The organism is Streptomyces sp. NPDC001750 (assembly GCF_042892615.1).
GTDB lineage: Bacteria > Actinomycetota > Actinomycetes > Streptomycetales > Streptomycetaceae > Streptomyces.
The window spans coordinates 99,717-113,597 of sequence record NZ_JBIAUE010000004.1; the positions used below are offsets into that span (position 1 = coordinate 99,717).

The following is a 13,881-nucleotide window of genomic DNA, read 5'->3' on the forward strand; positions in this document are numbered from 1 at the left end:
CAACCTAGGTTCCTGACTGAGGACGAGGGTACGGCACGGTGCGCCGGATCAGCCGCGTCGCTCCTGCTTCTGTTTGTCCTCGACACAGAGGGTGGCGCGGGGGAACGCCTGCATCCGGGCCTTGCCGATCGGCTTGCCGCAGACCTCGCACAGTCCGTACGTCCCGGCGTCGAGCCGGGCCAGCGCCCGCTCGGTCTGGTCCAGCATCTCCTGGGCGTTGGCGGCGAGCGCCATCTCGTGCTCGCGGGTGATGTTCTTGGTACCGGTGTCGGCCTCGTCGTCGCCCGCCCCGTCGCCGGAGTCGCGCATCAGCCCGGCGAGCGCGATGCCCGCGGCCTCCAGTTCGTTGCGCAGCCGCGTGCTCTCGCCGCTCAGCACGGCCCGCGCCTCGTCGACCTCCTCCGGGGTCCAGGGGTCCTCGTCCGGCCGGACCGCCAGCTCGCCGGGGGCCGCCGTGACGGCTCCCCCGCCCGACGGCGTGACGGACGCCGCGGCCTCGCCGGCCATGCGGGTCCGGGCCTCGCTCTTCTTGGCTACCACCGTGTGGGCTCCCGTCTGCTCGGCGGACTCGGCCGCCTCCGTGGCCGCCTCGGCGGCCTTCTTCGAGGACTTCCTGGCCACGCTCTTCTTCGCGGGGGCCTTCCCGGCCGGTGCCGCGTGCCCGGCATCCGTGCGCGCGGCGGACACCGCCTTCGAGGCCGCGGCCTTCTTCCCCGTGGTCTTCTTCACTGCGGTCTTCTCCGCCGCGGCCTCCTCAGCCGTGGACGCCTTCGACGTGCTCTTCCTCGCCACGGCCTTCTTCGCCGTGGTCTTCTCCGCGGCCGCCTTCTTCCCGGCCCTTCCGGTCGCCTTCCTCGCGGTCGTCCTCTTCTCCGCCGCGGCCTCGGGGCCGCCCTCCGCGCCCGATTCCGCGGCCGCCGCACCCGTGGATCTCGTCGACGCCGTCTTCTTCGCGGCGGTCTTCTTCGCCACCATGGCCGCGGCCCCTTCACATATTGTGATCTTGCACGCGAATCGTGCTGGGACGATAAATCGGCCCCGGCCCCGCGGCAACGGGGCACGCCGCCGATTCGCCACCGCCCGCGTCCGGACGCCGACCTGCCTGAATCCGTTGTGCCCAGCTCACAGCCCGATAATCCGACTCCCGTGACGCCCCGGCCGGCTCCCCGGACCCGTCCGTCCCCCTCTCCCCATTCGGGTCACGCCCCGCACCGCCCGATATCCGGTCGGCCGACGCCCCGACGGGCCCGTACACTGGCCTGAGCGAGAGGCGTGGATGGGACGAGTAGCGTCGTACGCAGCCAGGAGCGACCCGGGGACGGTGGAAGCCCGGGGGCGAGCGCGTCGTGAAGATCACCCGGAGCCGCCGGAAGAACGCCACGAGGCAAGTAGAACCGGCATCGCGACCCCAATGAGGGGGCCACGGGTGCGTGCCCGGGGCCAAGGAGGGTGGTACCGCGGGAGTCGACGAGGCTCTCGTCCCTCCGACGGAAGTGGAAATCGTCCGCCGGAGGAAGTCCGCCCATGACATCGCCGCAGTACCGCCAGGTACCCGCCCAGGTCGACCTGCCCGCGCTGGAGCACGCCGTGCTCGATTTCTGGCGCGAGAGCAAGGTCTTCGCCAAGAGCCTCGAACAGTCCGAGGGCCGCCCCGAGTGGGTCTTCTACGAGGGCCCGCCCACCGCCAACGGCATGCCCGGCGCCCACCACATCGAGGCCCGCGTCTTCAAGGACGTCTTCCCCCGCTTCCGCACCATGCAGGGCTACCACGTCGGCCGCAAGGCCGGCTGGGACTGCCACGGCCTGCCGGTCGAGCTCGCGGTCGAGAAGGAGCTGGGCTTCAACGGCAAGACGGACATCGAGGCGTACGGCATCGCCGAGTTCAACGCCAAGTGCCGCGAGTCGGTGACCCGCCACACCGACGCCTTCACCGAGCTGACCACCCGGATGGGCTACTGGGTCGACCTCGACGACGCCTACCGCACCATGGATCCCGAGTACGTCGAGTCCGTGTGGTGGTCGCTGAAGGAGATCTTCGGCAAGGGCCTCCTGGTGCAGGACCACCGCGTGGCCCCCTGGTGCCCCCGCTGCGGCACCGGCCTGTCCGACCACGAGCTGGCGCAGGGGTACGAGACGGTCGTCGACCCGTCGGTCTTCGTCCGCTTCCCGCTCACCTCCGGCCCGCTCGCCGGCGAGGCCTCCCTGCTCGTCTGGACGACCACCCCCTGGACGCTGGTCTCCAACACCGCCGTCGCCGCGCACCCCGACGTCACCTACGTCGTCGCGACCGACGGCAGCGAGAAGCTCGTCGTCGCCGAGCCGCTCGTCGGAAAGGCCCTGGGCGAGGGCTGGGAGACGACCGGGCAGACCTTCACCGGCCGCGAGATGGAGCGCTGGACCTACGAGCGCCCCTTCACGCTCGTCGACTTCCCGAGCGCGAGCGAGGGAAGCGACGAACACGGCACGGCCGGGGCCCACTACATCGTCAACGCCGAGTACGTGACCACCGAGGACGGTACGGGTCTGGTCCACCAGTCCCCCGCGTTCGGTGCCGACGACCTCCAGGTCTGCAAGGCGTACGGTCTTCCCGTCGTCAACCCGGTCCGCCCCGACGGCACCTTCGAGGAGGACCTGCCACTGGTCGGCGGCGTCTTCTTCAAGAAGGCCGACGAGGCGCTCACCGAGGACCTGGCCGCTCGCGGCAAGCTCTTCCGGCACGTCCCGTACGAGCACAGCTACCCGCACTGCTGGCGCTGCCACACCGCCCTCCTCTACTACGCGCAGCCGTCCTGGTACATCCGCACGACCGCGATCAAGGACCGGCTGCTCGCGGAGAACGAGAAGACCAACTGGTTCCCGGAGTCGGTCAAGAACGGTCGCTTCGGCGACTGGCTGAACAACAACGTCGACTGGGCGCTGTCCCGCAACCGCTACTGGGGCACCCCGCTGCCGATCTGGCGCTGCGAGGACGGCCACCTCACGTGCGTCGGCTCGCGCGCCGAACTGGGCGAGCTCGCCGGCACGGACCTGTCCGGTCTCGACCCGCACCGCCCGTTCATCGACGAGATCACGTTCACCTGCTCGCACGAGAACTGCCAGCTGGAGGCGTACCGCGTCCCGGAGGTCATCGACGCCTGGTACGACTCGGGCTCCATGCCGTTCGCTCAGTGGGGCTACCCGTACAAGAACAAGGAGCTGTTCGAGAGCCGTTACCCGGCGCAGTTCATCTCCGAGGCCATCGACCAGACCCGCGGCTGGTTCTACACGCTGATGGCGGTCGGCACGCTGGTCTTCGACAAGTCGTCCTACGAGAACGTGGTCTGCCTGGGCCACATCCTCGCCGAGGACGGCCGCAAGATGTCCAAGCACCTCGGCAACATCCTCCAGCCGATCCCCCTCATGGACCAGCACGGCGCCGACGCGGTCCGCTGGTTCATGGCGGCCGGCGGCTCGCCCTGGGCGGCCCGCCGCGTCGGCCACAACACGATCCAGGAAGTCGTCCGCAAGACCCTCCTGACCTACTGGAACACGGTGGCCTTCCAGGCCCTGTACGCCCGTACGTCGGGCTGGGCCCCCTCCCCGGCCGACCCGGCCCCGGCGGACCGCACGGTCCTGGACCGCTGGCTGCTGAGCGAGCTGAACGCCCTGGTGGACCAGGTCACGCAGGCGCTGGAGGGGTACGACACCCAGCGCGCCGGCAAGCTTCTGTCCGCCTTCGTCGACGACCTGTCCAACTGGTACGTCCGCCGCTCGCGCCGCCGCTTCTGGCAGGGCGACAAGGCCGCGCTGCGCACGCTGCACGAGGTCGTCGAGACCGTGACCCGGCTGATGGCCCCGCTCACCCCGTTCATCACCGAGCGGGTCTGGCAGGACCTGGTGGTCCCGGTCACCCCGGACGCCCCCGAGTCGGTGCACCTCTCCGCCTGGCCGAAGGCCGACCTCACGGCCGTCGACCCGGGGCTGTCGGTCCAGATGGCGCTGGTGCGCCGACTGGTCGAGCTCGGCCGGGCGACCCGCGCCGAGTCGGGCGTCAAGACCCGCCAGCCGCTGTCCCGCGCCCTGGTCGCTGCGGCCGGCTTCGAGTCCCTCTCGCCCGAGCTGCACGCCCAGATCACCGAGGAGCTGAACGTCGAGTCCCTGGCCTCGCTCACTGATTCCTCCGCTGGTCCAGCGGGCGGCGGCTCGCTGGTCGACACGACCGCGAAGGCCAACTTCCGCGCCCTCGGCAAGCGATTCGGCAAGGGCGTCCAGGCGGTGGCCAAGGCGGTCGCGAACGCCGACGCGGCGGCCCTCTCGCTGGCCCTGCGCGAGGGGACGGCGTCGGTCGAGGTGGACGGCGAGACCGTCACCCTCGCTCCCGACGAGGTGATCATCACCGAGACGCCGCGCGAGGGCTGGTCCGTGGCCTCGGACTCGGGCGCGACCGTCGCCCTGGACCTGGAGATCACGCCGGAGCTGCGGCGCGCGGGCCTGGCCCGTGACGCCATCCGCCTCATCCAGGAGGCCCGCAAGAACAGCGGCCTGGACGTCGCGGACCGCATCGCCGTCCGCTGGATGTCCACCTCCCCCGCCACGGTGGAGGCACTGACCGAGCACGCGGCCCTGATCGCGGACGAGGTCCTGGCACTGGACTACGCACAGGGCGAGGCGGACGCGGCCTTCGGCGAGCCGTTCGAGGACGAGGGCCTGGCCCTGACGTTCCGGCTCCGCAGGACGGAGCGGTAGGGCCTGTCTTCGAACTGCCGCCGCAGGCCGGAGGCCGGGCCGTTCGGCGTCCGGTGCTTCCCCGAGTTCTCGGCTCCGCTCGAGCAGGGGAGACTCCATTGATCGCAAGGCGGAGGACCGTCCTCGTACCGGACGTACGAGGACGACTCCGAGCGCACCGCGAACGTGCGTGACCGGCGTCGCACGGCAGGCGGCGGTTCGACCGCAGGACCTGGGACCGAGCCGGGTCAGCGGCCCCGGCTCCTCGGCGGGCCCGTCCGGAACCAACCCTTCCGGACGGGCCCTCCGACATGTGCCCCGGCCCGCGGCCGTATCCCCCGCACCCACCGGAACACGCAAAGGGCCGGGCCCCGGGGAAAACCCCGGGGCCCGGCCCTCAGCCTGCCGACGGCTACGCGCTCACCGCGCGCACCCGGCTCAGTTGTCGTCCTCGTCGATCAGGAAACCGCGCATCGGCGACGGGGCCTGCTGCATCGGCTGCGGCGCCTGCGGCCGCACCGGCGCCATCGGCTGGGTCATCGCCGGCGACATCTGCTGCTGACCGCCGTACGAGGGCCCACCGCTCATGGACGGGTTGCCGCCCATCGGCTGGTTGCCGTGGTTGCCGCCCATGCTGTGGCCCATGGCGCCTGCACCGGCCGGGGCCAGCGAGGGCGACGGCGGCAGCGAAGCGGTCGCCGGGGTGCGCGGCGGGGCGAGCGAGTCGTCCGCCTGGGTCTCCAGCTGACGCAGCTGGCTCTCCAGGTAGGACTTCAGCCGCGTGCGGTACTCGCGCTCGAAGCCGCGCAGGTCCTCGACCTTGCGCTCCAGCGTCGCGCGGGCCGACTCCAGCGAGCCCATCGCCACGCGGTGCTTCTCCTGCGCGTCCCGCTCCAGCGCGTCCGCCTTGGCCCGCGCGTCGCGCTCCAGCCCCTCGGCACGGCTGCGCGCCTCGCCGACGATCTTGTTGGCCTCGGAACGGGCCTCCGCGATCGCCTGGTCGGCCGTCTGCTGCGCGAGCGAGAGAACACGGGCGGCGCTGTCGCCGCCGGGACCCTGACCGGGCTGCTGCATCTGCGGCGGCTGCTGCATCTGCTGCTGCGGGGCGTGACCGCCCATGGGGCCGCCCATCGGACCACCCATGGGGCCGCCCTGCATCGGGCCGGGGCCGTGCGGGCCCTGCGGACCGGGACCGTGCTGACCCTGGGGGCCGGGGCCGTGACCACTGGGGCCGGCGGGCAGCTGCGGAGCGCCACCGGGCAGCTGGGGCGGACCCATCTGCGGGGGCTGCTGCTGGACCGGCGGTCCCGATATGGCGGCGGGCACGGGGGCCCCGGGCCGGTCCTGCGGCTCCGGCTTGCGCATGCCCTGCTGCTGGTTCTGCGCGGCGGCACGCGTGGCGGCGGCCAGCTTGGCGCGCAGGTCCTCGTTCTCACGGAGCAGGCGGGTCAGCTCGGCCTCGACCTCGTCGAGGAAGGCATCGACCTCGTCCTCGTCGTAGCCTTCTCGGAGACGGACGGTTGTGAACTGCTTGTTCCGCACGTCCTCGGGGGTCAGCGGCATCTCTTCTTCACCTCTACGTAGTCGTCGGCAGTCGGCAAGACCGTATCGCTCACAACCCGATCACGATGCCTCTCAGGATGAAAACGATGATCATCAGAACGAAGAAGGACAGGTCGAGTGCCACGCCCCCGATACGCAGCGGCGGGATGAACCGCCGCAGAAGCTTGAGCGGTGGATCGGTGACCGTATAAGTGGCCTCGAGTATGACCACCATCGGCTTGCCGGGCTGCCATGAACGCGCGAACTGGAAGACGTAGTCCATGACCAGCCGGAAGATCAGCACGATGAGGAAACACGTCAACGCGATATAGACAACCTGCAGTGCGACGCCCATTTCGCGCTTCCCTCTCCCCTGGCTCTCTGGCTCCGGCCTCCCGGCCGGGTCGTTCTCGGTGTCGTGTTCTCAGCTCTGGTTGAAGAATCCGCCCTCAGCGATGCGGGCCTTGTCCTCCGCCGTGACATCGACGTTAGCAGGAGACAGCAGGAACACCTTCTGCGTCACGCGCTCAATGCTGCCATGGAGTCCGAAGACGAGTCCTGCCGCAAAGTCGACAAGTCGCTTCGCGTCCGTATCGTCCATCTCCGTGAGGTTCATGATCACCGGAGTGCCCTCACGGAAGTGTTCACCGATGGTACGGGCCTCGTTGTAGGTCCTGGGGTGCAGCGTGGTGATGCGGTACGGCTCCCGCTCGGACACGACCTTGGGCATGATCACCGGTGCGTTCTTCTCCATGTTCGGGCGTTCGGGTGTGATGGATGCCACGGGTGCGATCCGGGCGGGTCGCTCCCTTTCCACCGGGATCTGCACCGGCTCCCGCTGCGCGGGAGGCTGCACCGCTCGCACCGGTTCGTCCTGTTCGCGCTCCCGCTCGCGGTCCCGCTCCCGTTCGACCTGATGCGCGGGCTGATGCCGCCGCCGGTCGCGCTCGGGCTCCGGCTCGGGTTCGAATTCGTCATCGGGGTCGAACCCCGGACCGTCGTACCCATCGTCCTCCACGAGGCCGAGGTAGACCGCCATCTTGCGCATCGCGCCGGCCATGCTCTGAATCCTCCGCTCTGTGGTGGATCGGCATCTGTCACCAAGTGCCCCGCGATCCACTGTGGTCTGCCCGCCATCAGCGGGATTGACCATATTTTCTGCTGTGGTCCGACTCGTTTGGCGACGTTACCCGAGGCTCGGTCGGACTCCGAGTACCGCCGTACCGACGCGTACATGTGTCGCTCCGGCCGCGACAGCGTCCTCGAGGTCCGAACTCATCCCGGCGGAGACCATGTTCGCAGCCGGATGGTCCGCGCGCAGGCGGGACGAGAATTCCATCAGCCGATCGAAGGCGGCACGCCGCCGTCCCGCGTACGGTCCGGCGAGCGGCGCCACGGTCATCAGACCGGCGAGCCGCAGTCCGGGCGCCGCGGCGACCGCGGCGGCCAACTCCTCGATCCCGTCCGGCGCGACACCGCCCCGGACACCCCGCTCGCCGCTCTCCGCGTCGAGCGCCACCTGTACGAGGCAGCGGAGTTCGCGACCTTCGCGCACGGCCGCCCCCGAGAGTGCCGTGACCAGTTTGACCCGATCCACCGATTGCACAAAATCGGCATAACCGGCCACAGAACGAACCTTATTCGTCTGCAACTGACCGACAAAATGCCACCTGAGTGGCAGATCCGCACACGCGGCGGCCTTGGGGGCGGCGTCCTGGTCGCGGTTCTCGGCGACATGGCGCACACCGAGTTCACTCAGAATCCGCACATCGCTCGCGGGATAGGTCTTGGTGACCACGATGAGGGTCACCTCCTCCCGCGCGCGGCCCGCGGCGGAGCAGGCGGAGGCGATACGTTCTTCCACCCGTGCCAGATTTCCGGCGAGTTGGGTTCTACGGTCCGTCATGCCCTATCAGTCCAACCAGACATATCCGGCGAGCCGCCCGGTGGTGCGGTCGCGGCGGTACGAGAAGTGATCGCCCGATTCGAGGGTGCAGATCGTCGATGCCTGCCGGTCCTCCACCCCGAGCGCTTCGAGCTGCGCGTGGACCCCTGCGGTGACGTCCACGGCGGGGGTGCCCCAACTGGTCTCGGACCAGGAGGCCGGAACGGTCTCGGCGACCTCTTCGCGCATCGCGGCGGGGACCTCGTAGCACCGTCCGCAGACGGCCGGTCCGGTCCGGGCGACGATCCGCGAGGTCTTCGCGCCGAGCGTGGTCATCGCCTCGACCGCGGCGGGGACGACTCCGGCGACCAGTCCGGGGCGGCCCGCGTGCGCCGCGGCCACGATCCCGGCGTCGGGATCGGCGAGGAGTACGGGGGTGCAGTCGGCGGTGAGCACGGCGAGCGCGAGCCCGCGCCGCGCGGTCACCAGCGCGTCCACGGCGGGGATCTGCGAGGCGTCCCCCCAGGGGGCGTCGACGACCGCGACGTCCCGTCCGTGCACCTGGTTCATCCAGACGACCCGCACCGGGTCCAGGCCGAGGGCCCCGGCGGCGCGCTCCCGGTTCGCCAGAACGGCGGCGGGGTCGTCACCGACCGCGCCGCCGAGGTTGAGCTCCTCGTACGGAGCCGCGCTCACCCCGCCCCACCTGTCGGTGAAGGCGAAGTGCGCGCGGCCCGCCGAGGTCTCCGAGGCCACCGCAGGAACCGAGCGGTGCGGGACTATCACTTCAAGAAGTCCGGGACATCCAGCTCTTCGATCTGGGAGTCCGGGTAGGGCCGGGCCGGCGGGATGTGGGGCGCGGCGGTGACCGGCGGCAGGTGCTTCTCGGCCACCGGAGCGGGTTCGGCCGGCGGCGCGGGCTCCTCGCGCGGGGGCAGGGAACCCAGCCCGCCGGTGTGGCGCACGTGCTCGGACCTGACCGACGGTGCCGGCTCCTCGCGCTTGGCGGAGTTCGCGCCCAGGACGTTCTCGCGGCGGGTCGGCGGTTGTCCGCCGTCGAAGCCGGCCGCGATCACGGTGACGCGCACCTCGTCGCCCAGCGCGTCGTCGATGACGGCGCCGAAGATGATGTTCGCCTCGGGGTGCGCCGCCTCGCTCACCAGCTGGGCGGCCTCGTTGATCTCGAAGAGACCGAGGTCGCTGCCACCGGAGATGGAGAGCAGGACACCACGGGCGCCGTCGATGGACGCCTCCAGGAGCGGCGAGGAGATCGCCATCTCCGCTGCGGCCACCGCGCGGTCGTCGCCGCGGGCGGAGCCGATGCCCATGAGCGCCGATCCGGCCTCGGACATGACCGACTTGACGTCGGCGAAGTCGAGGTTGATCAGGCCGGGCGTCGTGATGAGGTCGGTGATGCCCTGGACGCCCGAGAGCAGCACCTGGTCGGCCGACTTGAACGCGTCGAGCACGCTGACCTGCCGGTCCGAGATGGACAGCAGCCGGTCGTTGGGGATGACGATGAGGGTGTCGACCTCTTCGCGGAGCTCGGCGATGCCGTCCTCGGCCTGGTTCGCGCGGCGCCGGCCCTCGAAGGTGAACGGGCGGGTGACCACGCCGATCGTCAGGGCGCCCAGGGAGCGCGCGATGTTCGCGACGACGGGTGCGCCGCCGGTGCCGGTGCCGCCACCCTCCCCGGCGGTGACGAAGACCATGTCGGCCCCCTTGAGGACCTCCTCGATCTCCTCGCGGTGGTCCTCTGCCGCCTTGCGACCGACGGCCGGGTTGGCCCCGGCGCCGAGTCCGCGGGTGAGTTCGCGGCCGACGTCGAGCTTGACGTCGGCGTCGCTCATCAACAGGGCTTGCGCATCCGTGTTGATCGCGATGAACTCGACGCCCTTGAGACCGACCTCGATCATTCGGTTGATGGCATTGACACCACCGCCGCCGACACCGATGACCTTGATGACTGCGAGGTAGTTCTGCGGTGCTGCCACGTCGAAGGCCTCTCGCCTCGAGTTACGTGTCGTCGCTTGACGGTGTTCCCGCCGCGACGACGGATGCCGATTGGGGCGGTCCGAAACGCCGACCCAAACCCTAACGTTGAAGTTTAGGGTTACCAGTGTGCCTGTTTCATGGACTCTTCCGAACAGGACACTAAGTCGACAAGTGGCGCGTGTTCAACGAACACGCCGAACCTCCCGTTTTTCTTTTCACCCTATGTGATCACCCGTAGCGCTGACCAACCAGGGTGCTGGCCAGGCCACATGCGCGTCAACCGTCCGATACCGCAGGGGCGGTGGGCGCACTCACATCGAAGTGTCCCGCTTTGGGGGCGGCTTTCATCAGAGCGGTGAGGACCTCGGCCTTCACCGACCCGTCCTCGCCGCTGCCCCAGTTCACCGTACGGCCCCGGGTGAGCTCCAGGGAGATCGCATCGTACGAGGTGACCCGTACGACCTCGGTGTCCTTGGCGACATCGCCCGGGAGTCCGCCCGCGACCCGGACCGCCTCCCGTACCAGCCGATCGCTGCCGAAGCGGCGCAGACCGGCCGACTGACGAGGAGTCAGTTCCAGGATCGGTACGCGCCTGGGCGCTTTGTCCACGGTCGCGAAACGCACGCCCTTCGCGTCCACTTCGACGAACTTCGCACCCTTTTTCATCAGCAGGACCGGCTGCCGTTCGGTCACTTTAAGTCCGATTCCGTGCGGCCATGACCGCACGACATCCACCGAGTCGATACGACGCACCTTCTGGCGCAACCGGTCGGCGATGGCGTCGGTGTCCACGGAGATGAGCGGGGCGCCGATCGGCACCGCCGCGGCGGCCTCGACCTCGGCCGGGGTCAGCACGTCGACACCAGTCGTCCTGACCCGTTCGACCCGGAGCCAGGACGAGCCGTAGAGCGCCCAGACGGCTCCCGAACTTAGCAGCAGGACCAGCACGCCGGTCACGATCGACTGGACACGGCTGGGCCGCCAACGCCCTTCGGGGCTCGGCGGGTCGGCCGGGGAGTCCTTCTGCTGCGCTGCACCGCGCTGGGCGGTCGTCGGTCCGGCCACGCTCGCTCCTCACACCGGGTCCGGGAGCCGTGCCCCCGGACCCGTCCGCCTCACACGCCTCGGCGTGCGGCAATCGCCTCGTACACCATCCCGACGAGCAGGTCGTCGGCGTCCCTGCGACCGAACTCGGCGGCGGCGCGGGACATTTCGTACAGCCGGTGCGGATCGGCGAGCACCGGGAGGACGTTGCCCTGCACCCACTCGGGGGTGAGCGCCGCGTCGTCCACCAGCAGGCCGCCGCCCGCGTTCACCACCGGCTGCGCGTTGAGCCGCTGTTCGCCGTTGCCGATGGGCAGCGGCACATAGGCGGCGGGCAGCCCGACGGCGGAGAGCTCGGCGACGGTCATCGCGCCCGCGCGGCAGAGCATCATGTCGGCCGCCGCGTACGCGAGATCCATCCGGTCCACGTACGGTACCGGGATGTACGGCGGCATACCGGGCATGTTGTCGACGTGCGGCAGTTCGTTCTTCGGGCCGACCACGTGCAGGATCTGGATCCCGGAGCGCTGGAGCAGCGGGGCGACGCGCTGGACCACCTCGTTGAGGCGGCGCGCGCCCTGGGAGCCGCCGGAGACCAGCAGCGTCGGCAGGTTGGGGTCCAGGCCGAAGGTGGCACGCGCCTCGGGACGGACCCGGGCGCGGTCCAGGGTGGCGATGGTCCGGCGCAGCGGGATGCCGATGTAACGGGCGCCGCGGAGCTTGCTGTCGGGGGTGGAGACGGCGACCCCGTGGGCGTACCGCGAGCCGATCTTGTTGGCCAGACCGGGCCGGGCGTTGGCCTCGTGGACGACGATCGGCACACCGGCGCGCTTGGCCGCCAGATAGCCGGGCAGGGCGACGTAGCCGCCGAAGCCGACCACGCAGTCCGCCTTGGTGCGCTCCAGGACCTGCTCGGCGGCCTTGATGGTGCCGCGCAGCCGTCCCGGGACGGTGATCAGTTCCGGGGTGGGCTTGCGCGGCAGCGGTACGGCCGGGATGAGGGCGAGTTCGTACCCCCGCTCGGGTACGAGCCTGGTCTCGAGTCCGCGCTCCGTGCCGAGGGCAGTGATCCCCACGGTCGGGTCCTGCCTGCGCAGGGCGTCCGCGAGGGCGAGCGCGGGCTCGATGTGGCCGGCGGTCCCCCCGCCGGCGAGTACGACATGCACCGAAATTCACCGCTCTCCGGACGGACGCTTCTTGACGCGCCGTCTCATCGTCTTCCATCTCACCCCGGGCCTCCGCATGGCCAGGGCCGCCTTCGCGGCGGGTTCCTCTCGCGCGAACGCGATCAGCAGCCCGACGGCGAACATGGTCGGCAGCAGGGCCGACCCTCCGTAGGAGAACAGCGGGAGCGGGACACCGGCGATCGGCAGCAGGCCGAGCACCGCACCGATGTTGATCACGAACTGCACCATGATCCAGGTGGTCACGCCTCCCGCGGCGTACCTCACGAAGGGGTCCTCCGTGCGTCCGGCCACGCGGATACTCGCATAGCCTAGAGCCGCGAAGAGAGCGAGCACCGACAGCGTCCCCGCCAGCCCCAGTTCCTCCCCGGTGATGGCGAAGATGAAGTCGGTGTGCGGTTCAGGCAGTTGACCCCATTTTTCCACACTCGCGCCGAGCCCGGAACCGAACCATCCGCCGGAGGCCAGGGCGTAGATGCCGTGCACGGCCTGCCAGCAGGAGTCGTCGGGGCCCGGGTCGGTGGCGCCCACGCAGGCGAGCCGGGACATCCGGTTCGGGCTGGTCTTGATCAGCACGAAGGCGATCACGGTGGCGAAGGCGAGCACCCCGCCGAAGAGCCGGGTGGGGGCGCCCGCCAGCCAGAGCAGTCCGAACAGGATCGCCGTGAGAATGATCGCAGTGCCCATGTCACCGCCGAGCATGATCAGCCCGAGGAGCAGGAAGGCGACCGGGACGAGCGGCACGAGCATGTGCTTCCACTGCGTGAGCAGTTGCTTGTCCTGTTTGCGGGCGAGCAGGTCGGCGCCCCACAGGACCAGCGCGAGCTTGCCGAACTCGCTGGGCTGGAGCTGGAAGGGGCCGCCCAGCGAGAGCCAGTTCTGGTTGCCGTTGATCGACATCCCTATCCCCGGCACCTGGACCAGCGCCATCAGGAAGACGGCTCCCAGGAGCAGCGGGTAGGACAGCGCCCGGTGGAGCTTGACGGGCATCCGGGCGGCGACCGCCATCAGAACGGCGCCGATGACGGCGGCGAGGAACTGCTTGCGGAAGAAGTAGCCGCCGGGCTTGTTCAGCTCCAGGGCCTTGATCATCGAGGCGGAGTAGACCATCACCAGGCCGAGCACGGTGATCAGCAGGCCTGCGCCCAGGATCAGGTAGTACGCGGTCAGGGGACGGTCCCAGGCCCGCCGTGCCCGCTCGTACAGCCGCCGTGCCGCGCCGCCGCGAGGGGCGCGGGGCGAACCGGCGGTACGGCCCTTGGGGCGGGGTGCGGCGGGGCGCCGGGGACCGGTGGCGGAGCGGACCCGCAGGAGGGGTCCGAGGGGTGCCCCGGCGCCCGCGGGCAGGGGCGGGGCGAGTGCCCGGCTGATCGCCGCGGGGACCCGTGGGCGGTTCCCACGGGCCACTGCGGCAGAGCTCTCTTCGGCCGGCATTGTCGCTGTCCCCTCCACTGTGCGTGCCCGGGGCCGCCGCCGAGGGCCGGGCTCCCGCGCCCGGTCGTGCGGACACAACACGGCGCGGAGGCC

Annotated in this window: 11 protein-coding genes; 1 reads left to right on the plus strand and 10 read right to left on the minus strand. The window is 70.5% G+C overall.

The window, feature by feature from the left end; genetic code table 11:
• Nucleotides 1-48: 48 nt before the first annotated feature.
• Nucleotides 49-975: a TraR/DksA C4-type zinc finger protein gene (locus ACFYY6_RS08720; RefSeq protein ID WP_351517386.1), complete on the minus strand. Its 927-nt coding sequence runs from the start codon at nt 973-975 to the stop codon at nt 49-51.
• A 549-nt stretch (nt 976-1,524) separates the two neighbouring features.
• Here ACFYY6_RS08720 and ileS point away from each other — a divergent pair.
• On the plus strand, nt 1,525-4,725 hold the full coding sequence (gene ileS, locus ACFYY6_RS08725; RefSeq protein WP_389192287.1) for an isoleucine--tRNA ligase: 3,201 nt from the start codon (nt 1,525-1,527) through the stop codon (nt 4,723-4,725).
• A 417-nt stretch (nt 4,726-5,142) separates the two neighbouring features.
• Here the strand turns inward: ileS and ACFYY6_RS08730 are convergent, their stop codons facing one another.
• The 9 genes from ACFYY6_RS08730 to ftsW all read right to left on the minus strand — a co-directional run bounded on the left by ACFYY6_RS08730 (nt 5,143) and on the right by ftsW (nt 13,788).
• A complete protein-coding gene (locus ACFYY6_RS08730; protein ID WP_351523866.1) occupies nt 5,143-6,267 on the minus strand; it encodes a DivIVA domain-containing protein in 1,125 nt (374 codons plus the stop codon).
• Nucleotides 6,268-6,316: 49 nt separating this feature from the next.
• The gene (locus tag ACFYY6_RS08735) at nt 6,317-6,601 is read right to left on the minus strand and encodes a YggT family protein (protein WP_351523868.1); all 285 of its coding nucleotides are present in this window, start codon (nt 6,599-6,601) and stop codon (nt 6,317-6,319) included.
• A gap of 69 nt (nt 6,602-6,670) precedes the next feature.
• Complete coding sequence (locus tag ACFYY6_RS08740) at nt 6,671-7,306, minus strand: cell division protein SepF (protein ID WP_073788811.1); 636 nt, start codon at nt 7,304-7,306, stop codon at nt 6,671-6,673.
• A gap of 126 nt (nt 7,307-7,432) precedes the next feature.
• Nucleotides 7,433-8,152, minus strand: a complete 720-nt coding sequence (locus tag ACFYY6_RS08745; protein ID WP_351523870.1) for a YggS family pyridoxal phosphate-dependent enzyme — start codon at nt 8,150-8,152, stop codon at nt 7,433-7,435.
• Between the two features lie 6 nt (nt 8,153-8,158).
• A complete protein-coding gene (pgeF, locus tag ACFYY6_RS08750) occupies nt 8,159-8,917 on the minus strand; it encodes a peptidoglycan editing factor PgeF (protein ID WP_386609075.1) in 759 nt (252 codons plus the stop codon).
• On the minus strand, nt 8,914-10,125 hold the full coding sequence (gene ftsZ, locus ACFYY6_RS08755; RefSeq protein ID WP_351523873.1) for a cell division protein FtsZ: 1,212 nt from the start codon (nt 10,123-10,125) through the stop codon (nt 8,914-8,916). The genes pgeF and ftsZ overlap by 4 nt, the downstream gene beginning before the upstream one ends.
• 277 nt (nt 10,126-10,402) lie before the next feature.
• Nucleotides 10,403-11,191: a cell division protein FtsQ/DivIB gene (locus tag ACFYY6_RS08760; protein ID WP_389192291.1), complete on the minus strand. Its 789-nt coding sequence runs from the start codon at nt 11,189-11,191 to the stop codon at nt 10,403-10,405.
• Nucleotides 11,192-11,241: 50 nt separating this feature from the next.
• Nucleotides 11,242-12,336, minus strand: a complete 1,095-nt coding sequence (gene murG, locus ACFYY6_RS08765; protein WP_351523877.1) for an undecaprenyldiphospho-muramoylpentapeptide beta-N-acetylglucosaminyltransferase — start codon at nt 12,334-12,336, stop codon at nt 11,242-11,244.
• A gap of 6 nt (nt 12,337-12,342) precedes the next feature.
• A complete protein-coding gene (ftsW, locus tag ACFYY6_RS08770; protein ID WP_351523879.1) occupies nt 12,343-13,788 on the minus strand; it encodes a putative lipid II flippase FtsW in 1,446 nt (481 codons plus the stop codon).
• Nucleotides 13,789-13,881 lie beyond the last annotated feature (93 nt).